Origin of the sequence: Romboutsia sp. 1001713B170207_170306_H8, assembly GCF_015550495.1 — a bacterium.
Lineage (GTDB): Bacteria > Bacillota > Clostridia > Peptostreptococcales > Peptostreptococcaceae > Romboutsia_E.
The window spans coordinates 442,081-468,554 of sequence record NZ_JADNAX010000001.1 but is presented as its reverse complement, the minus strand read 5'-3'; the positions used below and the strand labels follow the sequence as shown (position 1 = coordinate 468,554).

Below are 26,474 nucleotides of genomic sequence, written 5' to 3'. Positions count from 1 at the left end.
GTCCTTATACATGAATATTTTCATAATATAAGGACGAAAGTTATAATTTCGCGTTACCACCTTATTTGCAGCTTAAATTAAGCTACCACTCATCAGATCGGACTTTTTTAAGTCTTAATCCTAACCATATAACGCTGGTAAACGTTCATGATTACTTTAATTTCACCATGAAAGCTACAAAGTGATCATTATATACTTTATGTAATATCCAACTCTCAGCAAATGTTGGTTCTCTGTATTTACACTTCTAAGTATTTTTGTCTTTGTCATTGCTTTTGTTTTATTAAGTATTATATATACATAATACTATCTTTATTTTTACATGTCAATAACATTTTCTTAATTTTCAGAAAATATAATTATTTATCAAATCTATCTACCTTAAATAACTTCATATCTTTATCTTCATTACCCTTATATAAATCACTTAACATCATTGCACCAAGTATTGCAAATAAAATCCCATTTGCACCGTAACCTAATAAATACCATAAATTCTTATGCTCACTACCAGGTCCCACAAATCCTAAATTATCAGGTGTTGAAGCAAAAGCTCCACAATACTTAAACTCAGCTTCTATATTATCAATATCTTTAAACATAGACTTTAATCTATTTTCTAAAATATCATATTTTTCATTAGCTAATTTTTCATCAAATATATCTGGTATAAAATCAACATCCTCTCCTCCAATTATAAGTCTATTATCTACTGTAGTTCTTAGATAGTTATAAGGATCGCAGTTATCTCTTATAAGTATCTTTTCTTCCCATCCATCAAAGTTAGAAACAGGCTTAGTAACTATATTAAAAGTAGTTGTTTTAGTTCCAAAATTTCTCTTAGTAAATAACTTTGTATTATAACCAGTTGCAACTATAACCTTTTTAGCTTTTACTTTATATCCAAATTCAGTTATAACTTCTATATAATCTTCATGATGAATTAAATCAACAACTTCTGTATTTTCATATACTTTAGCACCCATATTGCAAGATACATCTAATAATTGATTTGTATATTTATATGGGTCTAACTCTGCTCCACCATTTTTTGATATCATACCTGCTTTTAAATCAAAACTAAATTTATTATTACTTTCATCTATATATTCAACATCTAGTCCATTTTCTTTTCTATAATCATACTCTATTTTTATAGCATTTACTTCATTATTTTTAGCTGTGTATAAAAGTGTATCTCTTTTTTTGTAATCACACTTATTACCATTTGCTTTTATAAATTCTTCAATTTCATCAAGTGCTTTAAGACCTAATTTATAAGACTTTATTCCATTTTCTAAACTTGTATATTCTGTAAGATCTGATAAGTTATCATCTAATTCATATTGTAAAAGAGATGTAGTTACACTAGTACTTAAATGAGCTATTCTTTTCTTTTCTAAAACAACTGCTTTAACATTATTTTTACTAAAATAATAAGATGCTATAGCTCCCGTAACCCCTCCTCCTATTATACATACATCAGTTTCTATATCTTCAGTTAAGTATGGGTATTGTTTTTTATTTTTATTTATATATGTAAATAATGGCTTTCCTTGTACATATTTAACTTCCATTATTACCCTCCTAAATTATATATTTCTACCTTTTCCTGAATCACTTATACTTATTAAATCTGTTGGATAAGGATTAAAAAATGTTTGGTTTAATAAATCTTTATCATCAAATCTAATTGCATATATTTGTAGTGCAACAAGAATTGAACTAAATGGTATTTTTTCATTCTCATGAAGAATTAATAAATTATTAAAGTATTTTATTTCATTTTCATTTAAATAATTTGTATATTTTTCAAATAAGTTTCTAGCAAGATTTAATTTACTGCTTTTATCTCTTTTGTTATTTAAAATTTCATATACCTTATTTTTATATAAATTTATATCATCTTCATTTATATTTTCTTTACTTACTATAGTGTTTAGTTCATTATAAATATCTTCATTGTATGATTTTAATAATAATGAATTCTTATTATGAAAATCTAAAATACTATTTTCACATTTTAGATTATTTATTGTAAAAATTTTTGTAAGGAATTCATCCCTAATGCTATAGTTTCTTAATCTACCTTCATCTTCTATTGGAATACTTGAATATTTTTCTACAACTTTAGTTGAGAAAACACCTCGTCCATCTTTACTTATGCTACATTTTTGATTCTTAGGATAAATTTTAACATCTTTTATACCACAAGATGGTGATTTACTTTTTAATATAAATCCATCTACATCTTCTACTTTACTTAAGAATTCTTCTGCAAATTCAGTCATTTGAGATGTGTAATCTATATTAGAACTAGGTTGCATTAATTTATATTTGTCATCATGTTTTTCAATTCTTATAGGTTCTCTCGGTACTGTAAGGCCTATTTCTTTTTCTGGACATACAGTTTCTAAATCTACATATTTTCTTAATAAAGATATGACCTTGTCATCGTAAATTTGACCATTATATCTGCACTTTTCTGAATTAAGACATTTGCTAATAATTAATTTTGGCTTTCTCATAACTTGTCACCTACTATATTGTCCATTTTTTATATTATTTCTATATTATTTGTTATTAGCTATTTTTTTATTATCTTTTTAATTTATATCTGTATGTAAAATCTAAATAAACAAACAATAAAATCAAATTAATAAAATATACTAAGAGGTGATATAATGTTTATTCCTAAAAGAGTTATATTTGAAAAAGACTCTCTAGATACAGAGATTGGCAAAAACATTTATAATAAAGTAAAAGATAATCCTAAAATTGAAATTATAAATGCAAGTTCTAATGGAATTAAGAGTCATATACCAGGAGATAATTTACATGACCAATATAGATCTGGTAAAGAAACATTAGTTGTTGGAGAACGTAAAAGCTTAAAATTTCAAACATGTAAACCATCTGCAAACTATCAATTACCTTTAGTTAGTGGATGTATGGGAAGATGCGAATATTGTTATTTAAATACTCAATTAGGTGATAAACCTTATGTAAGAGTATTTGTTAATATAGATGAAATTTTAAATAAAGCTAAAGAGTACATAGATGAAAGACTTCCATCTGTAACTATATTTGAAGGTGCCGCAACATCTGACCCTGTACCCCTTGAACCTTATACTAATTCATTGAAAAAAGCTATAGAATTCATAGGCAAAGAAGAAAAAGGTAGATTTAGATTTGTAACCAAATATAACGATGTAGATACCTTATTAGATGCAAAGCATAATAATCATACAGAAATTAGATTTAGTATAAACACTCCAAGAATAATAGATACTCATGAACATCATACTGCATCTGCTAATAAAAGAATTGAGGCTGCTGTAAAAGTTGCTAATGCTGGATATCAAATAGGCTTTATAATAGCGCCTGTTTTTCTTTATGAAAATTGGAAAGATGAATATAGAGATTTAATTAAAAGTATAAAAGAAAAATTACCTAAAGATTTTGATAAACAAATTATATTTGAAGTAATATCACATAGATATACTACTAAGGCTAAGAATAGAGTACTTGAAATATTTCCAGAGACTACTTTACCTATGAACAATGATGATAGAAAGTTTAAATATGGTCAGTTTGGATATGGTAAATATGTTTATACTAAAGAGGAATTAGCTGATATGAAAGATTTCTTCATGACTGAAATAAAAAATGTTTTTCCTAATAGTCTTATTAAATATATAATTTAATAAATGGGATATTAGACAGTTGAGTTATAAAAATAGTAATATTAATAAATATAATTCAATATAATGTTATAAAGTCTAAAAAAAGAAGGAGTGATAAATATGTATCATATTCCTACATCATATCCCTATCCTTATATGGTTAATCCACAAATGTATAATATGTATCCATATTTGTTTTGGCTTAACTCACAAATATATAATGCCTATCAATATGGTTCATTGAATAATAGACCAATGTATGCTCCAAATTCTAATCAACAATATACTCAAAATCAACAATATACTCAATTACAGGATTATGGACCAAATCCATTTGCAATTGATATTGATGATGCCACATCTCAAAACAATACTTTCCGTACAGCTTTATGGACAGGAAGTTACTTACAATTAACATTAATGAGTATTAATGTTGGAGACGATATAGGTTTAGAAATGCATCCAACAACTGATCAATTTATACGTATTGAGGACGGTCAAGGTATTGTTAGAATGGGTGATAGTCAAAATAACTTAAACTTTGAAAGAAGAGTTAATGATGACTCTGCTATCATAATCCCTGCAGGTAAATGGCATAATATAATCAATACAGGTAATGAACCTCTTAAAGTATACTCTGTTTATGCTCCACCTAAACATCCTTTTGGTACTGTTCATAATACTAAATCAGATGCACAGTCTTCTGAACAAAATCCTAGGTATTAACATAAAATTTACTTCATTAATATGACTAAAGACTTTGTACATTGCTCAAAATATAGCCACCTAAGCTAAAGGTGGCTATATTTATTTTTAATTTAAGTTAGATAATAATCTTTATTATTAGGCATAAAAAAGTAGGATTGATACCCTACCGTTATAGTTCGTAATTTATTAATATTGTCACTCATATCTAATCGATATATTAAATTATGAATTTAATATATTCTCAATTTTCAATCTTACATCTACAGGTAAACAACCTTCTAATGCTCTTTCTAAGAGCATTGGTTTCTTAATTCCATTAGATAAAATATATGTTTCTATCATATCTACCTTGGTTTGTCTGTTAGGAATTAACTGATAAATTACATACCAGTCTTCTAATGAAGTAAATGGTATATTTACACCATTAATTAATTTAAATTCTGATATAGAATTATTATCAAATATATATCTAAATACTCCGTTATTATGATTAACTGCAAATCCAGACATTACATCAACATCAAATCCATTTATTACATACTCATAAAAATATTTTGTTGAGTATGTTGAACTCTTTTCCCATTTCTTTTTTTTTCTCCAATACTTTTAAGGATTTCATCTACTTTTTTAATATCATCAATGTTTATAAAAATATCTATATCATTAGTTTTGTCTATAAAACCAAACTTATTAAGCAGTATAGATGCTCCAACTCCCCATGTTACACCTGCATCATTTAACTTTTTTCCTATATAACTTAAAGTATTAAACATTTATTACATCCTCTCTTATTTACTAAAATAATCTCACTTACAAATTACTATATATAATATAAATAATATCGTTACTTCTCATTATATAACAATTGCGTATATACTTTCTAATAATATTCCCTCATTATATAATTATAAAGTTAACCTACATTTTTATTAAATTATTTATACCTTCTTGAATATAATCTAATGAAATTGTCATAGCATCTATTATTCTCTTCAAACGTGTATATGTGCCTGTACCTTCTTTTGCATTAATAAAGGCCTTTTTACTTTTATTAATAATAGAAGTTATTTGAACTTCTGCTTTTGACAAATCTTCTTGTGTATAACTATGCTCATCATTTGTTATTAATGTTTTTGAAATATTTAAAGCTTTTATACGATTTCTAGAAAGCGATAATTGAGGTGTACCTTCTTTAAATTTAGGTTGTATTTTTTCACAATTTATAATTGTAGACTCGATAATCTTTAATGTATTTTCTATTTCTTCACTTGTATATTTACTCATTATATCCCTCCTATAAAACAACGTAATTTTCAATGTTTCATATAAATTTTAATATCTCTTTATCCAATTTTTATTTATAATTTATTATATAATAGAATCTATTTAATTGAAAGTTCAAGCACTTTTGGAGGTGTTCTAAATATGATTAGGAAGGCTAGGTTAAATGATATAAGCACCATAATGGAAATAATAAAATCCACAATTGAAGAAATGAAAACTTACAATAATACTCAATGGGGTGAAAACTATCCTCTAGACGAAGATTTTGCTGATGATATAGAAAATGGGGATTTATATGTAGATGACGACTGTGGTCATATAAAAGGTTTTATCTGTGTTAACTTTATAGAACCAGTTGAATACGAAGGTTTAAACTGGTCATCTAATGATAAATCAATGATGATACACAGAATGGCAGTAAATCCTAGATTTAGGCAACAAGGAGTAGCAACTGAGCTTATAAACTTTGCTGAAAAATTAGCCTATTATAATAATGTTGTCTACTTAAAAACAGATACTTACTCTATAAATACTAAGATGAACTCATTATTAAAAAAATGTGGATTTAAATTTATAGGTAAAATAAACTTATTTGACAAAGAAAAGTCTTTTTATTGTTATGATAAATTACTAAAAAACTTCAAATAGATGTTCAATAAAAATGGCTTGATATGGTTATATCCAAATATCAAGCCTCTTTTATTCACTTAAAATTTATAAATGTTTATCTTATTTCATCTATTTCTTCTATGGTTAATCCAGTTATATTTGATATCATATGATTACTCATACCATTTAAAATCATATTTTTAGCTATATTAATTTTCTCTTCTTCTCTTCCTTTTTGCATTCCCTTTTCTTCTGCATTAGCTAATGCACTTATCTCATCTTTTAAAGATTTTTCTCTCATAAAGTATAATTCTCTTTCCTTTGAGTCTCTACTTAATCTATATAATTCATCCTTTGCTTCTCTTATTTCTTTATTACTCATTTCTAATTTTCTTACAACTTCACTTTCTGGATCTCTTAAAAACTCTACCCAACCTTCTAATAAATCAACTACTTCCTCTGATTTTTCTAACTTCTTAAGTTTTGGTATTTCTATAAAATGTATCTCTTCTAAATCTGTCAACTCTTCATTAGTTTCTATTTCTTTTAATCTATATCCATTATGAAATCTATCATTTTTTAGATATTTAAAGTCTAAAATATTTATACAAACAGTTCTACACAGTTTGTCATATCTATCCCCTTCTGTTAATTGCTCTTCATATAATTTACTCCAATAATATAAACTTCTTTGAATCATATTATATTCATTTTTTAATTGTATTTCTATATTTATAATTTCATTGTTACTAGTTTTTGCTTTTACATCCAATCTTGAAAATTTATCATCTATGTATTCTTTTTCTATATCCGAATTTTTTATTTCTACTTCAATAATTGGTTTAATTGGTTTTAATACTGCATTTAAAAATGATATTAATACTTTTGGATGTTCTTCTGAACCAAATATTTTCTTAAATACAAAATCTATCTTAGGGCTTAGTAAGCTTGTCTTCAATATAATCACTTCCTTGTTTTATTAATTTATAATTAAATTATACAATTTTATATAAATTTATTATAGTATAAAGTTGATAGTTAGATAAAAAGTATATGAGAAATATATGTGCTCATAATGTTAAGTTATTTCATTGAAATTATAGCTTTAAAAATCTCTTACTTATCTTCTTTTATTTCATCTGTAATTTTAAATTTCACTTCTAAATTATCACTTAACCAATACACCACTTTTTCACTTTCCTTTAACCCCAGTTTTCTCTGCAATCTAATAGATTTTTCATTATTTACCTCAACTTGGCAAAATGGTATCATACCTTTTCTTATAAAATCATTAATCATAAATCTTTCAAGCTCACTAGCATATCCATTTCTTCTATACTGAGGAAACACTTCTAAAATCCCCATACTCCCTTCTAAATGACTCCCAATAAACCCCACCATATTTTTTGACTTATCATATCCTACATATAAATTATGTAACTTATTAATTTCTTCTAATTCTTCATCTGTAATCTTATCATAATTCTTTTTAATTATATCCATATCTAAACTAGAAGGCTCTCTTATATCAAGATTTTTATCATAATCAACTATATGCTCATCTTCATATATAAATTGTTTACATATTAAAATTTCATCTAAGTTATATAGCTTTTGTAAATATTTCACAAAGCAATTATCTGTTACATAAAATAAGTAACAGTTTTCTAAACCTTTAAGACACTCAAATATTTTTTCTGTATTTTCAGCACTTAACATATAGGCATTACTAACTTCATCAAACAAAAGTACTCCATCTTCTTCTGCTTTTAATATATTAGCAGTATTACGTTTTAATACTTGTAATAATGCACAATTACTTAATTTATCTTTTGATAAATACTTAATAGCTTTATTATAATCTTGCACTAATTAACACCTCACAAAATTACTTATATACAACTTCAAATTCTTCAAAAACTACAAGCATATCTTCATTAAATTCAATTCCTATTTCTTTTAATTCTTCAGTAAAACACTCTATATGCACTTCTCTCCAGTAAGAAATTGATTTATCTCCTTCACCTTCTATTCCTGCAAGAACTTCATCTACATCTTTAAATGGACGTACATATACTTTTTTATCTTTTATAATACATTTTGCTACTCCGTCCCAATTTGTAATTATGCTGTGTGTACCTTCTTTTGGTATTTCTTCATTTTCTACTTCGTAAAATTTATAAACTGATGTAGTTCCTCTTTTTATGCCTTTAATAACTAAATCAGCTAATTTATTTGCAGTTTCTTTATCATTACAAAAATGCCACGCTTCGTATGTTTTATCTGTATTTTCAATAGTTTCACCTATTGATTTTAAATAATTTTCCCACATTATTTTTATAGATTTATCTTCCATTTTCAATCCCTCCTTTTTATAAAACCTTCTTCATATAAAGTGTTTAATGTTTCCTTTAGATCATTAGTATCCACTATTTCCAAGGAAATGCTAACATCACTATTTTTATCTTCTACTTGACTAATAATATTTCTAACATCTATATTCCCTTTATCTATTCCTAAATGACTATCTTCTTTTCCATAATTATTATGAATATGCATATGCCCTATCTTACTACCTAACTCTTCTATCCAATCATTTATACTAACATCTGAATAAACATTAGCATGACCTATATCTAAACATGCACTAAAATTTTTCTTATTTATATTTTCTAAAATCCTTTTAATAAGAACAGTATCATACTCTAAAACATTCTCTAAATAAAAATCTATATTATCATCTTTATTTATAAAAAAGTCATTCCAAAACTTATCAGCATTATAAATCCATTCTTCATATGTATAAAGCTTAGGAACATAACTATTATGATAAACAATTTTTTTAGCATTTAATTGTTTTGCTACATCATAGCCTTGTTCAAATCTTTTTTTAGTTATACTGGCTATTATACTGTCCCTACTTCCACATGATAAATCTGCAAATGGTCCATGTATTGATATATCTATTTCATTTAATAAGCTTCCCCACTCATTTTTATATTCTTTTATAAATTTTTCTTTATTATCTAATATAAATGGATTTGAAAACTGAACTATTTCAAGACCTACATCGTACTTTTCTATTATTGGTATTATTTTTTTGTTTTCATCTAATTGAGATATATAAAACTTCATTTTTTCACTCCTAGCTTGCTTATTTTATCTATTTGTAATCTTAATTTTAACTATTAGATTAAATTTACATTATAGGTTATAATTAATACTATATTGTTTTAAGGTAGTGTTTCTAAAATATATACTAACTTTATATTAGTATATATTTTAAGTAATATCTATAAATTAAGGAGGATACTTTGCTAAATAAAATTAAATACATATTATTTTTATTTATATTAATTAATTTAGTTGGATGTGAAAGTAAGGAAATAACTTTAGATGATTCTAATATCACTAAAGAAGAAACTTTAAATGTAAATAAAGAACCTATATTTTCTTATTCTGATATTCCATCTGAAATAAAAGAAAAAATGATAGGATGTTCTATGCCTGAAGATGAACCTATAAAGTTTGAATCTTTATCTTATCTAAAGTTATCATACTATGGATTTGATGATAAAACTCATATTGGAGAAATGATTGTAAATAAGGAAGTTGCAGCTGAAGTTGTAGACATATTTAAGGAGCTTTATGAAGCAAAATATCCAATTGAAAAAATAAACTTAATAGACGAATATAATGCTGATGATGAACTTTCTATGCAGGATAATAACACTTCCTCATTTTGCTATAGAACAATTGCAGGAACTGATAAAATATCTAATCATGGTAAAGGTGTTGCAATTGATATTAATCCTTTATATAATCCTCATGTAAATACTTCTACAAATAAGGTTAACCCAACTACTGCTACTAAGTTTATTGATAGAAATAATCTTATAACGGGTATGATAGTAGAAAATGACCCATGTTATAATGCATTTGTAAAAAGAGGATGGACATGGGGAGGATATTGGAAAAACCCTGATTATCAACATTTTAAAAAAAATATAAATAATTAAACATAAAAGTAAAATTATAACTAAAGGTGATGTATATGAATTTAATGACATTAGAAAACATAAGCAAGAGTTATTCTGAAAAGACTTTACTTAAAGACATATCTCTTGGAATAAACGAAGGTGAAAAAATAGGTTTAATTGGTGTTAATGGTACTGGTAAATCTACACTTTTAAAAATAATAGCTGGTGCTGAAGAAGCAGAAAGCGGTACTATAACTAAAGCTAATAAGGTTAGAGTTGAATACTTACCTCAAAATCCTGATTATGATGAGGAGGCTACTGTTCTTGAACAAGTATTTAAAGGTACTTCAGCTGAAATGAAATTACTTGGTGAATATCAAGATGTATTAGAAAAGATAAATACTTCTTTTGATGAAAATTTAAATAATAAACTTTTATCATTACAAGAAAAAATAGATGCGCTTAATCTTTGGGATTTAGAAAGTGAAGCTAAGGCTGTTCTTACTAAACTTGGAATAAGTGATTTTAATCAAAAAATAAAATCAATGTCTGGAGGTCAAAGAAAAAGAGTGTCTTTAGCTTCTGCACTTATAACGCCTTGTGAATTATTAATACTTGATGAGCCTACTAACCACTTAGACAATGATACTATAGATTGGTTAGAAGAATATTTAAATAGTTCTAAGGCATCACTTCTTATGATAACTCATGATAGATATTTCTTAGATAGAGTTACTAATAGAATAATAGAACTTGATAAAGGTAGATTATTTAGCTATGATGGAAACTATTCTCTTTTCTTAGAAAGAAAGATGGAAAGACTTGCTATAGAATCTAGTATGGAAGAAAAGCGTCAAAATCTTATAAGAACAGAACTAGCTTGGGTAAGACGAGGGGCTCGTGCTCGTACTACTAAACAAAAAGCTAGACTTGAAAGATTTGAAGAGTTAACAAATAGAGAAGTTATAACTCCTGATGAGAAAATGGATATATCAGTTGGTTCTTCTAGACTTGGTAATAAGATAATAGAAATACACAATATCTCTAAAAAGTTTAAAGATAAAACTGTAATAAATAATTTAGAATATACTCTTGCTCGTCATGATAGAATCGGTATAATCGGTAAAAATGGACAAGGTAAGTCAACTCTTATAAAAATATTAAATGGTGAGTTAGCTCCTGATAGTGGTACTATAGAAATTGGTGAAACTGTTAAAATAGGATGCTTTACACAAGATGATGCTCATATGGATTTAAATATGAGAGCTATAGATTATGTAAAAGAAGCAAGTGATTATATAGAAACTGCTGATGGAACTAAAATATCTTCATCTCAAATGTGTGAAAGATTCTTATTTAACTCAACTATGCAATACACTCTTATTGGAAAATTATCAGGTGGAGAAAGACGTAGACTACATTTACTTAGAACTCTTATGAGTGCTCCAAATGTCCTTTTACTAGATGAACCTACAAATGATTTAGATATAGAAACACTTAACAGATTAGAAGATTATCTTGATGAATTTAGAGGTGTTGTTATATCAGTTTCACATGATAGATATTTCTTAGATAGAATTTGTAATAAGATATTTGCTTATGAAGGAAATGGTAACATCCATATCTTCACAGGTAACTATAGTGATTATTTAATATATAAAGAAATTCAAGGAATTGAATTTGAAGAAGCTCAAAACTCCGAAAGAAAAGAAGAAACTCCTAAAGAAGTTAAGAAAGAAAAACCTAAAAATGATAAAAAGCTTAAATTCTCGTATAACGAACAAAGAGAGTTTGATACTATTGATGATGATATAGCAAAACTAGAAAGTAAGATTGAAGAATTAGATAATAGTACTTCTAAATTTGCTACAAACTTTACTAAGCTTCAAGAAATACTTGATGAAAAAGCAAATCTTGAAAAAGAGCTTGAATATAAGTATGAAAGATGGGAATACTTAAATAACTTAGCTGAAGAAATAGCTAATTCTAAAAATTAATATAAAAATAGCAACTATCATTGATATTTAATATCATATATAGTTGCTATTTTTTTATATTAATGCATTCTTAAATAGCTTTTTTTATTACTCTTTTTTATAATCTACTATTATTTGAATATATCTATACCTCTATCATCGTAAATGAAAAATACATTTTCAGTCATTTTATCAATAATATAAACTGCGCAATCTAATGCTGTATTTTTCCCTTATGTCTTTATTTTTAAAGTTAGTATACACCTTATTGAGATATATTCCAATTTATATACAAGATTTGTATCCAAATTGACACACTATAGTTTTATAGCTTGCTTAATGCTTATTATAATATCTTTTATTTTCTTTAATCTATCATATCTAAACACTTCATATCATATTCTGATACTAGCCTAGTTATTTAACTAGATAATTAAGGAGGTAATTTAATGAAAAAATATACATGCTCTTTTATACTCATTTTTTCTTGTATGCTACTATTTTGTGCATGCTCTAAAGATAAAGCATCTACAGAAACTACAACTACTAATGATTCAACAGAAAATAAATCTTCTAGTTTAGAAGTAATTTCACCTGATTACATAACTAGTAACAATGAAGATTCATCAGAAGTTTTCGCAAATATATATGTATCAGATATTGATAGTGACTCAATAGTTAATAAAAAAGTAAAAGTAAATGAAATATCTTCTGAATCTATTTTAGAAGAATTAAAAAATGAAGATGTAGTTACTTCTAATACTAGTGTAAAAAGCTTTTCTACATTTGAAGATCAAGAAGATAATCTTGTAGGTGTTCTTAATTTATCCAAAGAGTTTTATAACTTTAACTTAGGCAGTGGTTTTGAATCCATGATGCTTAATTCAGTTGCAAAAACTTATATAGAAAACTTTAATTTAGATAAATTTAAAATTTTAGTTGATGATGAAGAGTATGAAAGTGGACATATATTAATGGATAAAGATGAGTACTTCACTAAAGATTCTTTAGAAGAATAAAATATTAAAGATAAAGGTTGAGCTTTAAATAAACTTTCAAAGCTCAACCTTATTTCAATTTATTCATCTATTTTATCTTCTATATCAAAACTGTAAATTATATGGTCTATTACTTCTTCATAAACAGGATCTAGATACTTATCAACTATAACTCTTAAATCATATACCCCCTTACTACCCTTGCTTATAAATATATAGTTACAAGTTCCATCTAATCCTTCTCCGCAAATTAATTTTCCTTCACAATGACCATTGTTAAAACTTACAGACTCAATACATCCCATATTGTTTGCTATTCTATCTAAATTCACAGAGTATGACATGTTATTAGGTATTTCTATTAAGAATACTTGCATTTTAATGTTAAAAATAACATCTCCATCTACTTTGTCAATGGCTATAGTATCAAAGCATTCTTTATTTTTTGACTCTAATTTAATCCAATTTTTAGGCATATCTATTGTATATCCCAAATTACTATTTATCTTTTCATATTCAATATCAACTATCTTTTTACAAACTTCATTATCCTTATGATTCATCTCTCTTAGTAGGGCACCGGCTTTTTTATATCCATTTTTATATGAGCTTATTAAATATTTTTTGGCCTTTACTTTATCAACTTCTATTCCTATTCCATCTTTTAAAAGTCTTCCAAGTTCATATTGTGCTCCAGTATTATTATTATCTGCACACTTAGTTAAAATAGGTATAGCTTTCTTATACTCTTTCATTTTTAAAAGCTCCATTGCCCTGTCATACTCATTAATCATAGATCCTTGCTCTTCTAAAGCTTTTTTTAAAACTTCTTTTTGATGTTCTAACTCTTTTTTCCTTTTTTGCTCATTAAACATTTCTTTAAACATCTTATTTATAGCCATATGTTCGCCCCCATTTTAAGCTATTAATCATAATATATTTTATTTTTTTAATTTATTTATGTTACTACAATTATTAATATGAATTTTATTTTATCAAATTAACAATTTTCATAAAAAAAATAAACAAGATAGTTTATATATCTATCTTGTTTATTTTTTTAATTATTCTTTTACAATATCTATACCACCAAGTAATATATGTGCCACTCCTAATCCTAAAAGAAAAGTTCCCGTTAAACTTAAGTAATCATTTCCTTTGCACATCTGGCACTTACTTTGATTACAGTCTATAACTATGCCTGCTGTTGTTACTAAAGTTCCTAATGCTACTGGTAATAATCCTTTTTTCATGGGTGTTTCCTCCTTAAATGATTTAATTAAATCACTTATAGTTTTTACTTATAGACTGATTTATATAAATAGGAATTAATTTATAAATAGTAATTATAAACCATTAAATACTTAGAATAATCAACTGTTTTTTAACATCTCATAAATATAAATATTTATATGGAAAATTTAAAACATTATTATTTTTCAAATAAAATGTTGACTTTTTATACCAATTATTTTATATTAATATCTAACAAGTCAATATTTTAAATTCTGTGAAAAAGAGAGTATATTAAATGAATTTTATAGAGAGCTAAGGATGGTGGAAGCTTAGCATTGAAGTTTAATTGAAGAGAGCTTTGGAGAATATTATTTGAAATTATTAGTATGATAATAGGTCATCTCGCCTTAAGAGATTTGAGTGGTTAAAATTATAATTTGCATAATTTTGACAATGAGAGTGGTAACGCGGATATTTCGTCTCTTGGTTTTATAACCAAGGGACTTTTTTAATATAAAGAATTAATTTATTTTGCAAAATAGAATTTAATCGTTTTTATTTATAATTATTAATTAGGAGGAAATTATTATGGAAAAAACAATTCAATCTAATGTTGAATCAAAAAATGTTAATTTATTTAAGTTTTTAATACCATCATTATTAGGACTATTTTTATTTGTTATACCAATGCCTTATGGAAGTTTTGTTCCTTTAGAAGGTTTATCATCTTTCAATATAGGTATAGGATTCTTAGCTGAACTTATCAAAATAGCTGGAGCTAATTATTTAGAAAGTATTGCTTTAGTTGTAATAGTGACATCAGCTATATTATCTATACTTAGCAAGTTTATAAATATAAAAAATGAATTTTTAAGAGATTTATTAAATGTTTCACCATTTTGGTTAATATGTAGAATACTTGGTGCAATATTTATAACTATGACTTTATTTAATGTAGGACCTGAGTTTATAAAATCAGAATTAACTGGTGCTACTATGATTGGTTTACTTCCTAGTCTTCTTGCAATATTCTTAGTATCAGGATTTTTATTACCACTAGTTGTTGACTTTGGTCTTATGGATTTATTTGGTACAGTAATATCTAAGTTTATGTATAACTTATTCAAAGTTCCTGGTCGTTCTGCAATTGATGCTGTTTCTTCTTGGTTAGGAGATGGTACTTTAGGAATTATGATAACTAATACTCAATATAAACAAGGGTTTTATACGGCAAAAGAAGCTGCTATAATATCAGTTTGTTTCTCATTAGTATCACTACCTTTCTCAACGGTAATAGCTGATCAACTTGGATTTATGCCATTATTTGTTCCTTTTTATGGAACAGTATGTTTAGCATCATTAGCTTGTGCTTTAATTATGCCTCGTATATATCCATTGAAAGGATTTAATGATAAAACTTATAACAATGTACCTCATTTAAAAGAAGATATTATTCCCGAAGGTGTTAATACTTTTAAATTTGGTTTTGAAAAAGCAATGAAGAGAGCTGAAAATGCTCCAACAGTAAAAAGCATATTAGTAAACGGATGTAAAACTGTTATAGATATGTATTTAGGACTGCTTCCTTTAGTTATGGCTTGGGGAACTTTAGCTTTAATCGTAGCTGAATTCACTCCATTCTTTAACATAATATCAATACCAGTAGTATTTATACTAAAACTTCTTCAAATACCTGATGCTAGTGCTGCTGCTCCTGCTGTTTTAGTAGGATTTACAGATATGTTCTTACCATCAATAATGGTATCTGGATCTGATATAAGTCCTGTAACACAATTTATAATAGGTGTTTTATCTATAACTCAATTAATCTACTTAACTGAAACTGGTGCAGTTATATTAAAATCTGATATTCCACTTAAATTAAAGGATTTATTCGTAATATTTTTAATAAGAACTGCAATAGCTCTACCAATAATAACAGTAGTTGCAAAACTTATAATTAAATAAAAAAAAGGCTATATTTTATATAAAATATAGCCTTTTTTTATTTAATTTGCTTATATTTTTATACAAATAAATCTTAACTGTATTTACACTAGTATTTACTCTAGTGTATTATATATCTATATAAATGAAAAATAAATGAAAATAAAAAGGGGTGCACTATGAATAACTTATTAAAAGAATTAGAAATATTAAAAAATAACTTAGATAATTTACCAAATTTAAATATATCTACAATAGATCTTAGTAAAACTGAGTTATTTATAATAGATATGAATAATGGCTTTGCAAAAGGAGGTGCTTTATATTCACCTAGAATAGAAGCTCTTATTAATCCTATTTCAAATATTACAGAAAAACTTTCTTCTAGATTACATAGATTAGTTGCTTTTAGCGATACTCACAGTGAAGATTGCCTAGAATTTTCTAATTACCCTATTCACTGTCTAGAAAATGATACTGAAAGTGAAGTAATAGATGAATTAAAATCTATAGAAAATCTTCAGATATTACCTAAAAACTCTACTAATGGATTTTTTGCATTAGGTGAAATTAACTTTGATGGTGTAGATAATATAATAATAGTTGGAGACTGTACAGATATATGTATATATCAATTTGCAGTTACCTTAAAAACTTATTTTATTCATAATAACATTAATAAAAATATTATTGTTCCAGTTGAATTAGTAGATACATATGATATTCCTAATGTACACTGTGGAGATTTATCAAATATTGTTTTCTTAAACAGTATGATTCAAAATGGAATTAAAGTTGTTAAAAATATTGTAATAGATTAATAAAAATGGATGAACTTTATGGTTCATCCATTTTTTATTAATAATCATATTCTGTGTAGTTTTCACAAAGTACAACTCTTATTTTATTATTAAACATGTTTTTGTATGATAATAAAAACTCATTTAACTCTGCATCCATTAAGTTTATTTTCTTATTACTAAAAAGCATAACTTTTTCTTGATCTATAACTATATTAATATCATTAGTGTCATTTTTTATAGTAGCACTTATACAACTTTTAGGTTGTATTTTAGTTCCATATCTTTCATAGAACCCTGCAGCTTTTTTTATATTATTTAATTGATCCTCACTCATATTAGTAGGATCTAAATTTCCCATATTTATTGTAGATGGATCTATACCAAAGCTTTTTAATTGATTTTCAACTTCGTTCGGATCCATTCCATATCTCTCCATGAATTTTTTTTGTATATTCATAAACTTCTCTTGTGATATATTATTATCCTTCATATAATCAAATATCTTTCTAGAAAATTCAGACATACTCATGCTTCCATCCATCACAGAAAAATATAAATTATATATATATTGCTCAAATTTATCTACATCTGTATCTTTTACTTTATTTTTTAGTTCATTAAAATCGATTATTCTATCATCAGACATATCTATTCCTCCTAGCAAAAGTTTTACTTGTATAAGATTATATCATACTTAAGACAAATAAATATATATTCATATCTTTTTATAATAAATTTATTTTAAATTATTTTTTATTAAATATTATACTACACTCATCTGCATCTATTTTACACTTAATGCCAAAAGGAATTGTCACCATAGGCTTACAATGTCCTGATTTAATATTATATAAAGTTGGCTTTTTATATCTATTAGCAATTTCAACTAATAAATCAATAAGGTCACAATCTTGTTTAGTACTTTTTCTACAATCATTAAAATCGCCAAATATGATTCCATTACAGTCATCAAATTTCTTTGCTAAACTTAAATGGTTTAATAATCTATCTACTCTATATATATATTCTCCAACTTCTTCTATAAATAATATTTTGCCCATTGTATCAATTTCATATTCTGTGCCTAAACTACAAGCTATCATAGATAAATTACCACCAATTATATCGCCACTGGCTTTACCTTTATATAAAGATTTTATTGAATCTTTACAAGGATTTTTAAGTATTAATTCATCTTTAAAATTAATACACTCAATTAAGGATTTATATGAAAAATCATCCCATTTGTTAACTGTATTTGCCATAATTCCATGATATGTTACTAAGTCACACTTTTTATTAAATGCTATATGAAGTGCTGTTATATCAGAAAACCCTATAAATACTTTAGGATTATTTTTTATTATATCATAATTTATCAAGTTTAATATTCTACTAGTCCCATATCCTCCTCGAAGACACATTATTGCATCTATATCAGTATCTAAGAACATATTTTCTAAATCAGAAGCTCTTATTTCATCATTACCTGCTAAGTATCCTCTATAAGTTAAATAACAACTCTTACCTATTTTAACTTTATATCCATAACTTTCAATTCCTAATTTAATTTCATTAATTGTATATTCTCTTAAATCTCCAGATGGAGCGATTATTCCTATAGTATCACCTTTTTTAAGATTTTTAGGTATATTCAAACCTTACTCCTCCCTTATTTAATTACTAGTTTATATTTGGTCATAAATATTCTATACTTTAAATTAAGATGATATTACTAATATAGTCTTAATTTTTAAGAATTGGAGGTATATTATGAAGATCTATATAAGCGCTGATATTGAAGGTACTTGCGGTATTGTAGATTGGAATGAGACTGAACTTGAACATAATTTATCAACATATAGTAAACAACAAATGACTCAAGAAGTTAATGCTGCTTATCTTGGAATAAATGAAATTGAAAAAAGTGATATATTAATTAAAGATGCTCATGATAGTGGCCGAAATATTAACCCAATGAAATTACCTGAAAATATAAAAATTCTTCGAGGATGGACGAAAGACCCTCATGTTATGATGGCTGGTATAGATAAAAGCTTTGACGCATCCTTGTTTATAGGATATCATAGCCCTGCTACATTTAATGGAAATCCACTTTCTCATACTTTAGATACTCAATTTGAATATATAAAAATAAATGATTCTATAGCTTCTGAATTTACAATCAATTCTTATACTAGTTTATATTATAATGTCCCTGTTGCTTTTTTAAGTGGAGATGAAATGTTATGCCGTCATGCAAAACAGTTAACCCCTAACATAATTACAGTTCCAGTTTCAAAAGGAATTGGTAATAGTTCTATATCAATACATCCATACCTTGCTCTAAAAAACATTAAACTAGGTGTGAAAGAAGCTCTATCAGGAGACTTATCTCGACATTTAATAAAGCTACCAAAACATTTTAAAGTCGAAATTAAATATAAAGAACACTATAAAGCTTTTAAAGCATCTTTTTATCCTAATGTGAAATCAGTAGATTCTCAAACTATATTATTTGAAAGTAATGATTACTATGAAGTTTTAAGAATGTTGTTATTCATATAAATTATTTAAACTTTTTAATATTTTTATGTAATTTTCTCTTCCATTTATAGTAAACTATTATATAGTATAGTTAGACTTGAGGAGTGATTAAAATAAATAAAAAATATAAAATTCCTTTTTTTGAAATCCTTTCTTTGATTTTATTTTTTATAGTATTTTTCGGAATATCGTTTGTAATATTTACCTTTGTAGGTATTGGATTTTTGTCTTTTTTAGGCTTTGAATATAAATCAGTTGGCTCTGTAATACTATTTTTTGCGATTTATTTCTTAATTGGAAGTCCTATAGATTTTCTATGTACTTCTTTTTTAGATATTTTTAGGTATGTAAATAAATTACCTTATAAAGCTTATAAGATTATTGAATCTTTAATTGATATATTACTAACCTTTATCACTGTAAATATTATAGATTTATTTATGAATTCTATAAGCATACCTACACATACAGAAATATTATTTGCCATATTATCTTATCTATTATCAGAATGCGTAGACGTATTTGATATAGGAAAAAATAAAGACTCTAGCGAAGATGATAAATAAATAAAAAAGTAAGTTATAAAATAGGTCTTAGTTAGCTAATTTTTATAACTTACTTTTTTTTATTTAAAATAAAGTATCTTCTATTTCGCTTGTCATGTCTATTGCATCTTTTAAGAATTCATCTATATATATAACCTGCTCACTTACTCTTGAATACTCTGATGCAAATGCCATTATATGACTTTCTATAGATTCATTAATACTATTATCAATCTTTTCATTTATAATTAAATCTATAAAATGCTTAATAAGATTTTTATCTCCACCACCATGACTTAAATCATTTTTACCAAGCTTTAATACTTCCTCTTTTATATCTCCAAACTTTTTAATTCGTATTTCATTTTCCTTAAAATTACCACCAACTTCACCATGTGTAAACATAAGTTTTATAGTCCTAGTACATTCTTTAGTAAATGCTGATAAGTTAAATGTTGCTGTTACATCATTTTCAAACTCTATAATACTTACCATATTATCAACTACATTATTATCACATCTATATACACATCTTCCATATGGACCTTTTTTTAAAATTGTATCTAGATTTTCTTTTGTTGGATTTATATGTACTGCATTATTCATCATTCTTTCATTTTCTAAATATATTTTTTTACATGAATAAGGGCAATTTTCTTCTTCACTACATCTATAACAACTTTCACTCATAGTTAATTTAAAGTTATCACTATTAAAATGTTTTAAACTTCCAAATGAGGCAATCTTTCTACATTTACTTCCTGTAAGATATAATAGTATATCTAAGTCATGACAGCTTTTAGTCAACATTAGAGGTCCTGTATCACTACTATTTCTCCAGTTACCTCTTACATAACTATGTGCAAAGTGAAAATAACCTATATTTTCATTATGTTGTATACTTACTAGCGCTCCTAATTCCTTACTATCTATTATTTCTTTTAACTTCTTAAAAAACTCTGTATATCTTAGCACATGACAAGTCATAAATACTTTATCAGTATATTTTTCTGCTAGCTCTTTTATATGTACTAATCCATCTAAACTATTAGCCATAGGTTTTTCTAAAAGAACATGATATCCTTTTTCTAAAGCTAACTTTGCTAGATTAAAATGTCTATCGTCATTAGTTGCTATTATTATTGCATCAGCTATTTTTTCTTTTTCAAAAAGTTCTTCTGCACTTTCAAATACATTTTCTTCTTTTAAATTATACTTCTTAGAAAATAAATCGCGTCTTCCCTTTTTAGTTTCTGCTACAGCCACTATTTCACAAACTTCTTGATTTTCAAAAATATACGGAGCATATGCATAAGTCCCTCTTACTCCTGCACCTACTACTGCAACTTTTACTTTTTTCATATCTATTCCCCTTTTCTATAATACAACAATAAAATTATATTATTTACCCCTACAAAGTTATTATAGTATATTTTCAATTTATACAGTCTAGATTAATATACTAATTTGTATTATAATTTTATTTACACAAAAATGATTTAACATTAGGAGGTTTTTTATGGAAATCAAAAGATATGAAAATAATGGTAGAATGAGTTCTGCTGTAGTACATAACAATACAATTTATTTATCTGGTCAAGTTCATGCTGAAGGTGATGTTAAAGAACAAACTATCGGTGTATTAAGTAAAATAGAAAATTTACTAGAAAAGTATAACTCAGATAAAAATCATATATTATCTGCTACAATATACTTAAAATCTATGAATGATTTTGCTGATATGAACTCAGTTTGGGATAATTGGGTTGAAGATGGACATGAACCTGCTAGAGCTTGTGTAGAAGCTAAAATGGCTAGAGAATGTTTATTAGTTGAGATATCAATAGTAGCAGCTACTAAGTAGTAAAAATACTATTTTTAATATAAGCTCTTTGGGCAGGAGGTAATGAAAATATTCTAGTCATGCAGCTGGAAAGATGCTGCAAATGACTAGGATATTTTTCATTAACCCTTTGCCTTAAGTAGTTATATCAATATTATTCTTCATCTTCTTTTGCCCATTGTAGGGATCTTGATACTGCTTTATTCCATCCTTTATATAGCTTTTCTCTTTTTTCACTTTTCATATTTGGGTTGAATTCTTTTTTAACTTTCCATTTTGATGTTATTTCATCTTTATTTTTATAAAATCCAACTGCTAGCCCTGCTAGATATGCAGCTCCTAATGCTGTTGTTTCTGTTATTTCTGGTCTATCTATATTTATATCTAATATATCTGATTGGAATTGCATTAAAAAATTATTACTACTTGCACCTCCATCAACTTTTAAATTCTTTACTTTAATATTAGAGTCTTGTTCCATTATATTTATTACATCTTTAGTTTGATATGCTATAGATTCTAATGTTGCCCTTATAATATGCTCTTTTTTAGCTCCTCTTGTAAGTCCTAGTATCGTTCCTCTTGCATACATATCCCAATAAGGTGCTCCAAGCCCTGTAAATGCTGGAACTACATATACTCCATTTGTATCATTTACTTTAGTTGCATATTCTTCACTGTCTTTTGCATTTTTTATCATTCTAAGCTCATCTCTAAGCCATTGAATTGATGCTCCCCCCATAAATATACTTCCTTCTAGGGCATATTGTATTTTTTCATCAATACCCCAAGCAATAGTTGTTATAAGTCCATTATTAGACCTAACTAATTTTTCACCTGTATTCATTAGTAAAAAGCATCCTGTTCCGTAAGTATTCTTTGCACAACCTTCTTCAAAACATGTTTGTCCAAATAATGCAGATTGTTGGTCACCTGCACATCCTGATATTGGAATTTGCGCTCCTGCTAACATTTGTGAGTCTGTATGTCCATATATATAGCTTGATGGTTTTACATCAGGAAGAATAGATTTAGGTATATTTAATTCTTTTAATATATCCTCATCCCATTTTAATTCTTTTATATTATACATCATAGTTCTTGATGCATTAGAATAGTCAGTTACATGAACTTTCCCATGAGTTAATTTCCATATAAGCCATGTATCTACTGTACCAAATAATAGTTCTCCATTTTCTGCTTTTTCCCTAGCACCTTCTACATTATCAAGTATCCATTTTACCTTTGTAGCTGAGAAGTATGCATCTATTAAAAGGCCTGTCTTATCCTTTATTATATTTTCTAAGCCTTTACACTTCAATTCATTACATATATCCGATGTTCTTCTACATTGCCATACTATGGCATTATAGACTGGTTTGCCTGTATTTTTATCCCAAAGAATAGTTGTTTCTCTTTGATTTGTAATTCCAATAGCTGCTATTTCATCTGGAGTAATCCCTGCAGTTTCTATAACTTCTCTCATAACACCACTTTGTGATCCCCAAATTTCCATTGGATTATGCTCTACCCATCCTGGCTTAGGATATATTTGTGTAAATTCTTTTTGTGCAGTCTCTACTATTTCACCTTTATCATTAAATAATATGGCCCTAGAACTAGTTGTACCTTGATCTAATGCCATTATATATTTTTTTGCCATTATGTATATGTCCTCCTTAAAAGTAACATTTCATTATTTATTATCTATTCATAATATATTAACATAAAATGATAAAATATATTATTTAAAATCTTATTATAATTAAATTTTTATTACCTTTATTATGATAATATATACGTAAATTTAATTATAATAGATATATTTATAATGAATTTTTTAAATTTTATATTAATTTAGAATATAAATTTAATATTTTCTAAAGATTTCAATTTCATTTATTTTCATTTCTTATAATTTATGATAAAATATTTAATGTATTTTCATTTGCATATTGTAAATTTAAATGTAGAGATTGAACATAATATTAATAACATAAATTTTTAGTTTCAATCCTAAAACGTTATTATAATCAAACATTTATTTAAACTAGGAGGTCAATATGGGCTTAAAAGACAAATTCGCTGAATCATTTGCTAGATCAAAAACTATGAGTGAACCAGAGAGAAAAGCTAATGAGGTTATGGGGAAATTATTAATGAAAAAAGCAATTTTACCTATAGTAATCATGTTAGTATTAATCATAGTTGGTGCGGTTGCAGATATCAATGGTTGGTTAATATTCGGTATAAATGTATTAATAGCAGTTGCATCTTATTTCTACATAAAAAAATCTGGAGAAAAGTACCAAAACTTTAAACCTTATGTAGGTAACTTAATAAGCTTAGAGAAAAAAGGTAAAAAAGAATATGTTGCAATAATAAAGCAAGGTAAATTACCTGTTAAGTTACAAATAGCTTACGGTGGAGAAGATTTAGAGCATGTTAGAAAAAATCAATTAATCCAAATAAGCTACAATCCAGATGAAAAGATAGCTATATTAGTTAATAAGCAATAATATTAATCATATATATGCAAAAAAGAGTGCCTTTAAGGACACTCTTTTTTATGTAGCTACTCATCTTCTTTATCTACATATTTTTTATAAATTTTAAGTGCTGTTGCAAGCTGATCTGGACAAGACGTTCCTCTATCTTTACATGGTATGTTTTCTAATTTATCTATGATTTCATCTATATTTTTGCCTTCAACTAATTCTTTTAATGCAATTAAGTTTCCTGCACATCCACCTTCAAATACAACATCTTTTAATATATCATCTTCTATATTTAATAATATAGAAGATGAACATACACCTTTAGTGTAATATCTATACATATAACCCCCCCTATGTATATAATTTATGTTAAAAAAATCTAATTAATGATATAAAATATAATATAAATCTAGCATTTAATATAAATATATGCTTTAATTTATTTATATATTATTAATATTAATGTAAATGTAAGGGATGTGATAAATTGAAAATAGATTTAATTTTTGAAAAGTATTTTAGATTTTTAACATTGTTATTTTGGCCAATAATTTGCTATAAATGGATTTTTATACAAAATAAATATATTGAGTATATACTCTTTTCAATTTATACATTTTGTGGTCTAGTTTATATAATTGCTATAATCTTATATTATACAAAAGAAAAAAAGTTAAGAGATATAAATTTATGGTATAGATTAAGTACCTCTACTTCTTATATACTAACGCTTTCTAATTTTTTATTGTTTCCAACTAATATTACATTATTATACTTAAAATTCATTTCAATATTTGTTTATTTTTATTTTTCTTGTAAAATGGTATTCAAATTTAAAAATGAAGAAGGTGTAGTTGGAATAATATCATCTCTACTATTAATTTCAATAGCAATCTTTTACTAATATTTTACTTATACTGGAAATATTAGACATATCAAATTTTTTTTGATATTATTTATATTAAAGGCTAATATTAATAATGAATACATATAAAGGAGTCAATAATTATGGAAAAAAAAGTTTTAGCTAAAGTTGGAGAAAAAGAAATAACTAATTTAGATGTTGAGGCAATATTAGGAGGATTAGATCCTTATCAAGCAGCTCACTTCAACTCTGATCAAGGAAAAAAGCAAATACTAGAAGATTTAGTTAACCAAGAATTATTATACATAGAAGCTAAGGAAAACAACTTCGATCAAGACGCTGAATTCAAAGCTGAATTAGAAAGAGTTAAAGAAAATATGTTAAAGCAATATGCTATGAACAAAGTTTTAACTAGTGTTACTTTAACAGAAGAAGAAAAAGAAGCTTTCTTTAATGCTAATAAAGACAGATTTGTAAAGCCTGATACAGCTTCTGCTAAACACATATTAGTAGATAATGAAGAAAAAGCTAGTGATTTATTAAATAAAATAAATGCTGGAGAAGTTACTTTTGAGGCTGCTGCAACTGAACATTCTTCTTGCCCATCAAAAGATGCTGGTGGAGATTTAGGTACTTTCGAAAGAGGACAAATGGTTCCTGAATTCGATGAAGCTGTATTCACTATGAATAAAGGTGAAGTAGTTGGACCAGTTAAAACTCAATTTGGATATCACTTAATAAAATTAGAAGATAGACAACAAGGTGGGCAATCTGAATATGCAGAAGTTAAAAGCGAAATAGAAAAAGCTTTAACTTACCAAAAACAAAGTGAAGCTTACACTAACAAATACAATGATTTAAAAACTAAATACAATGATATGGTTAAATTCAACGACTAATATCTAATATAAATAAAGCCTAGTAAATTTTACTAGGCTTTATTTATATT

30 protein-coding genes and 2 other annotated features are annotated in these 26,474 nt (G+C 26.0%); of the genes, 13 read left to right on the top strand and 17 right to left on the bottom strand.

The features are described 5' to 3' along the window. Positions 1–26: 26 nt before the first annotated feature. Positions 27–279: a binding site (T-box leader), on the bottom strand. A gap of 80 nt (positions 280–359) precedes the next feature. Both I2A66_RS02270 and I2A66_RS02265 read right to left on the bottom strand, forming a co-directional pair. Continuing rightward, complete coding sequence (locus I2A66_RS02270; protein ID WP_122639537.1) at positions 360–1,577, bottom strand: NAD(P)/FAD-dependent oxidoreductase; 1,218 nt, start codon at positions 1,575–1,577, stop codon at positions 360–362. Positions 1,578–1,592: 15 nt separating this feature from the next. Continuing rightward, positions 1,593–2,528: a YbgA family protein gene (locus tag I2A66_RS02265; RefSeq protein WP_122639538.1), complete on the bottom strand. Its 936-nt coding sequence runs from the start codon at positions 2,526–2,528 to the stop codon at positions 1,593–1,595. Between the two features lie 156 nt (positions 2,529–2,684). Here I2A66_RS02265 and splB point away from each other — a divergent pair, with 156 nt between their 5' ends. After that, positions 2,685–3,707, top strand: coding sequence for a spore photoproduct lyase (gene splB / locus I2A66_RS02260; protein ID WP_195250863.1), 1,023 nt, complete (start codon positions 2,685–2,687; stop codon positions 3,705–3,707). A gap of 99 nt (positions 3,708–3,806) precedes the next feature. Beyond that, positions 3,807–4,412: a cupin domain-containing protein gene (locus I2A66_RS02255; protein WP_122639540.1), complete on the top strand. Its 606-nt coding sequence runs from the start codon at positions 3,807–3,809 to the stop codon at positions 4,410–4,412. 204 nt (positions 4,413–4,616) lie between these two features. Here I2A66_RS02255 and I2A66_RS17060 read toward each other — a convergent pair whose 3' ends face one another. From I2A66_RS17060 to I2A66_RS02245, 3 genes are all read right to left on the bottom strand, one after another. Then, complete coding sequence (locus I2A66_RS17060) at positions 4,617–4,904, bottom strand: hypothetical protein (RefSeq protein ID WP_243238629.1); 288 nt, start codon at positions 4,902–4,904, stop codon at positions 4,617–4,619. Positions 4,905–4,927: 23 nt separating this feature from the next. After that, positions 4,928–5,167, bottom strand: a complete 240-nt coding sequence (locus tag I2A66_RS17055; protein WP_243238628.1) for a hypothetical protein — start codon at positions 5,165–5,167, stop codon at positions 4,928–4,930. A 145-nt stretch (positions 5,168–5,312) separates the two neighbouring features. Continuing rightward, a complete protein-coding gene (locus tag I2A66_RS02245; RefSeq protein WP_122639541.1) occupies positions 5,313–5,678 on the bottom strand; it encodes a hypothetical protein in 366 nt (121 codons plus the stop codon). 141 nt (positions 5,679–5,819) lie between these two features. Between I2A66_RS02245 and I2A66_RS02240 the strand changes: the two genes are divergently transcribed. After that, on the top strand, positions 5,820–6,326 hold the full coding sequence (locus tag I2A66_RS02240) for a GNAT family N-acetyltransferase (RefSeq protein WP_195250861.1): 507 nt from the start codon (positions 5,820–5,822) through the stop codon (positions 6,324–6,326). A gap of 76 nt (positions 6,327–6,402) precedes the next feature. Here I2A66_RS02240 and I2A66_RS02235 read toward each other — a convergent pair whose 3' ends face one another. From I2A66_RS02235 to I2A66_RS02220, 4 genes are all read right to left on the bottom strand, one after another. Then, positions 6,403–7,245: an Rpn family recombination-promoting nuclease/putative transposase gene (locus I2A66_RS02235; protein ID WP_122639543.1), complete on the bottom strand. Its 843-nt coding sequence runs from the start codon at positions 7,243–7,245 to the stop codon at positions 6,403–6,405. Positions 7,246–7,403: 158 nt separating this feature from the next. Further along, positions 7,404–8,156 (bottom strand): GNAT family N-acetyltransferase, encoded by a 753-nt coding sequence (locus tag I2A66_RS17540; protein ID WP_147515481.1) that lies wholly within the window; start codon positions 8,154–8,156, stop codon positions 7,404–7,406. A 19-nt stretch (positions 8,157–8,175) separates the two neighbouring features. After that, positions 8,176–8,643, bottom strand: a complete 468-nt coding sequence (locus tag I2A66_RS02225; protein ID WP_195250859.1) for an ASCH domain-containing protein — start codon at positions 8,641–8,643, stop codon at positions 8,176–8,178. A gap of 2 nt (positions 8,644–8,645) precedes the next feature. Beyond that, positions 8,646–9,422 (bottom strand): sugar phosphate isomerase/epimerase family protein, encoded by a 777-nt coding sequence (locus I2A66_RS02220; protein ID WP_122639546.1) that lies wholly within the window; start codon positions 9,420–9,422, stop codon positions 8,646–8,648. Positions 9,423–9,601: 179 nt separating this feature from the next. On the opposite strand from I2A66_RS02220, the gene I2A66_RS02215 reads away from it, so the two are divergent. Both I2A66_RS02215 and I2A66_RS02210 read left to right on the top strand, forming a co-directional pair. After that, positions 9,602–10,306: a M15 family metallopeptidase gene (locus tag I2A66_RS02215; RefSeq protein ID WP_207734713.1), complete on the top strand. Its 705-nt coding sequence runs from the start codon at positions 9,602–9,604 to the stop codon at positions 10,304–10,306. A gap of 35 nt (positions 10,307–10,341) precedes the next feature. Further along, positions 10,342–12,264 carry an ABC-F family ATP-binding cassette domain-containing protein gene (locus I2A66_RS02210; protein ID WP_147515482.1) on the top strand — a complete coding sequence of 641 codons (1,923 nt, stop codon included), beginning with the start codon at positions 10,342–10,344 and terminating at the stop codon, positions 12,262–12,264. A gap of 110 nt (positions 12,265–12,374) precedes the next feature. Here I2A66_RS02210 and I2A66_RS17825 read toward each other — a convergent pair whose 3' ends face one another. Further along, positions 12,375–12,443, bottom strand: a complete 69-nt coding sequence (locus I2A66_RS17825) for a hypothetical protein (protein WP_442970288.1) — start codon at positions 12,441–12,443, stop codon at positions 12,375–12,377. Positions 12,444–12,692: 249 nt separating this feature from the next. Here I2A66_RS17825 and I2A66_RS02205 point away from each other — a divergent pair, with 249 nt between their 5' ends. Beyond that, positions 12,693–13,262, top strand: coding sequence for a GerMN domain-containing protein (locus tag I2A66_RS02205; RefSeq protein ID WP_122639549.1), 570 nt, complete (start codon positions 12,693–12,695; stop codon positions 13,260–13,262). A gap of 59 nt (positions 13,263–13,321) precedes the next feature. Here the strand turns inward: I2A66_RS02205 and I2A66_RS02200 are convergent, their stop codons facing one another. Beyond that, on the bottom strand, positions 13,322–14,143 hold the full coding sequence (locus I2A66_RS02200; protein WP_147515483.1) for a tetratricopeptide repeat protein: 822 nt from the start codon (positions 14,141–14,143) through the stop codon (positions 13,322–13,324). A gap of 162 nt (positions 14,144–14,305) precedes the next feature. Continuing rightward, a complete protein-coding gene (locus I2A66_RS02195) occupies positions 14,306–14,494 on the bottom strand; it encodes an asparagine synthase (RefSeq protein WP_122639551.1) in 189 nt (62 codons plus the stop codon). A 248-nt stretch (positions 14,495–14,742) separates the two neighbouring features. Further along, positions 14,743–14,964 (top strand) — a binding site (T-box leader). A gap of 101 nt (positions 14,965–15,065) precedes the next feature. Between I2A66_RS02195 and I2A66_RS02190 the strand changes: the two genes are divergently transcribed. After that, the gene (locus I2A66_RS02190; protein WP_243113347.1) at positions 15,066–16,445 is read left to right on the top strand and encodes a YjiH family protein; all 1,380 of its coding nucleotides are present in this window, start codon (positions 15,066–15,068) and stop codon (positions 16,443–16,445) included. 158 nt (positions 16,446–16,603) lie between these two features. After that, a complete protein-coding gene (locus tag I2A66_RS02185; RefSeq protein WP_122639552.1) occupies positions 16,604–17,245 on the top strand; it encodes an isochorismatase family cysteine hydrolase in 642 nt (213 codons plus the stop codon). A 37-nt stretch (positions 17,246–17,282) separates the two neighbouring features. Here I2A66_RS02185 and I2A66_RS02180 read toward each other — a convergent pair whose 3' ends face one another. Both I2A66_RS02180 and I2A66_RS02175 read right to left on the bottom strand, forming a co-directional pair. Next, positions 17,283–17,873, bottom strand: coding sequence for a DUF3867 domain-containing protein (locus tag I2A66_RS02180; protein WP_122639553.1), 591 nt, complete (start codon positions 17,871–17,873; stop codon positions 17,283–17,285). A gap of 100 nt (positions 17,874–17,973) precedes the next feature. Continuing rightward, positions 17,974–18,885, bottom strand: coding sequence for a S66 peptidase family protein (locus I2A66_RS02175; protein WP_195250857.1), 912 nt, complete (start codon positions 18,883–18,885; stop codon positions 17,974–17,976). A gap of 115 nt (positions 18,886–19,000) precedes the next feature. Here I2A66_RS02175 and I2A66_RS02170 point away from each other — a divergent pair, with 115 nt between their 5' ends. Then, positions 19,001–19,795 carry a M55 family metallopeptidase gene (locus tag I2A66_RS02170; RefSeq protein ID WP_195250855.1) on the top strand — a complete coding sequence of 265 codons (795 nt, stop codon included), beginning with the start codon at positions 19,001–19,003 and terminating at the stop codon, positions 19,793–19,795. A gap of 83 nt (positions 19,796–19,878) precedes the next feature. Continuing rightward, on the top strand, positions 19,879–20,340 hold the full coding sequence (locus I2A66_RS02165) for a regulatory YrvL family protein (RefSeq protein WP_122639556.1): 462 nt from the start codon (positions 19,879–19,881) through the stop codon (positions 20,338–20,340). A gap of 63 nt (positions 20,341–20,403) precedes the next feature. Here I2A66_RS02165 and I2A66_RS02160 read toward each other — a convergent pair whose 3' ends face one another. Continuing rightward, on the bottom strand, positions 20,404–21,681 hold the full coding sequence (locus tag I2A66_RS02160) for a Gfo/Idh/MocA family protein (protein WP_147515485.1): 1,278 nt from the start codon (positions 21,679–21,681) through the stop codon (positions 20,404–20,406). A gap of 157 nt (positions 21,682–21,838) precedes the next feature. On the opposite strand from I2A66_RS02160, the gene I2A66_RS02155 reads away from it, so the two are divergent. Then, positions 21,839–22,183 carry a RidA family protein gene (locus I2A66_RS02155; RefSeq protein WP_195250853.1) on the top strand — a complete coding sequence of 115 codons (345 nt, stop codon included), beginning with the start codon at positions 21,839–21,841 and terminating at the stop codon, positions 22,181–22,183. A 133-nt stretch (positions 22,184–22,316) separates the two neighbouring features. Here I2A66_RS02155 and glpK read toward each other — a convergent pair whose 3' ends face one another. Next, on the bottom strand, positions 22,317–23,825 hold the full coding sequence (glpK, locus tag I2A66_RS02150; RefSeq protein WP_122639559.1) for a glycerol kinase GlpK: 1,509 nt from the start codon (positions 23,823–23,825) through the stop codon (positions 22,317–22,319). A gap of 400 nt (positions 23,826–24,225) precedes the next feature. Here glpK and I2A66_RS02145 point away from each other — a divergent pair, with 400 nt between their 5' ends. Further along, complete coding sequence (locus I2A66_RS02145) at positions 24,226–24,681, top strand: hypothetical protein (protein WP_122639560.1); 456 nt, start codon at positions 24,226–24,228, stop codon at positions 24,679–24,681. Between the two features lie 56 nt (positions 24,682–24,737). On the opposite strand, the gene I2A66_RS02140 is transcribed toward I2A66_RS02145, so the two are convergent. After that, complete coding sequence (locus tag I2A66_RS02140; protein WP_122639561.1) at positions 24,738–25,001, bottom strand: TIGR03905 family TSCPD domain-containing protein; 264 nt, start codon at positions 24,999–25,001, stop codon at positions 24,738–24,740. Positions 25,002–25,668: 667 nt separating this feature from the next. Between I2A66_RS02140 and I2A66_RS02135 the strand changes: the two genes are divergently transcribed. Further along, positions 25,669–26,424 carry a peptidylprolyl isomerase gene (locus I2A66_RS02135; protein ID WP_122639563.1) on the top strand — a complete coding sequence of 252 codons (756 nt, stop codon included), beginning with the start codon at positions 25,669–25,671 and terminating at the stop codon, positions 26,422–26,424. The last annotated feature ends 50 nt before the right edge of the window (positions 26,425–26,474 follow it).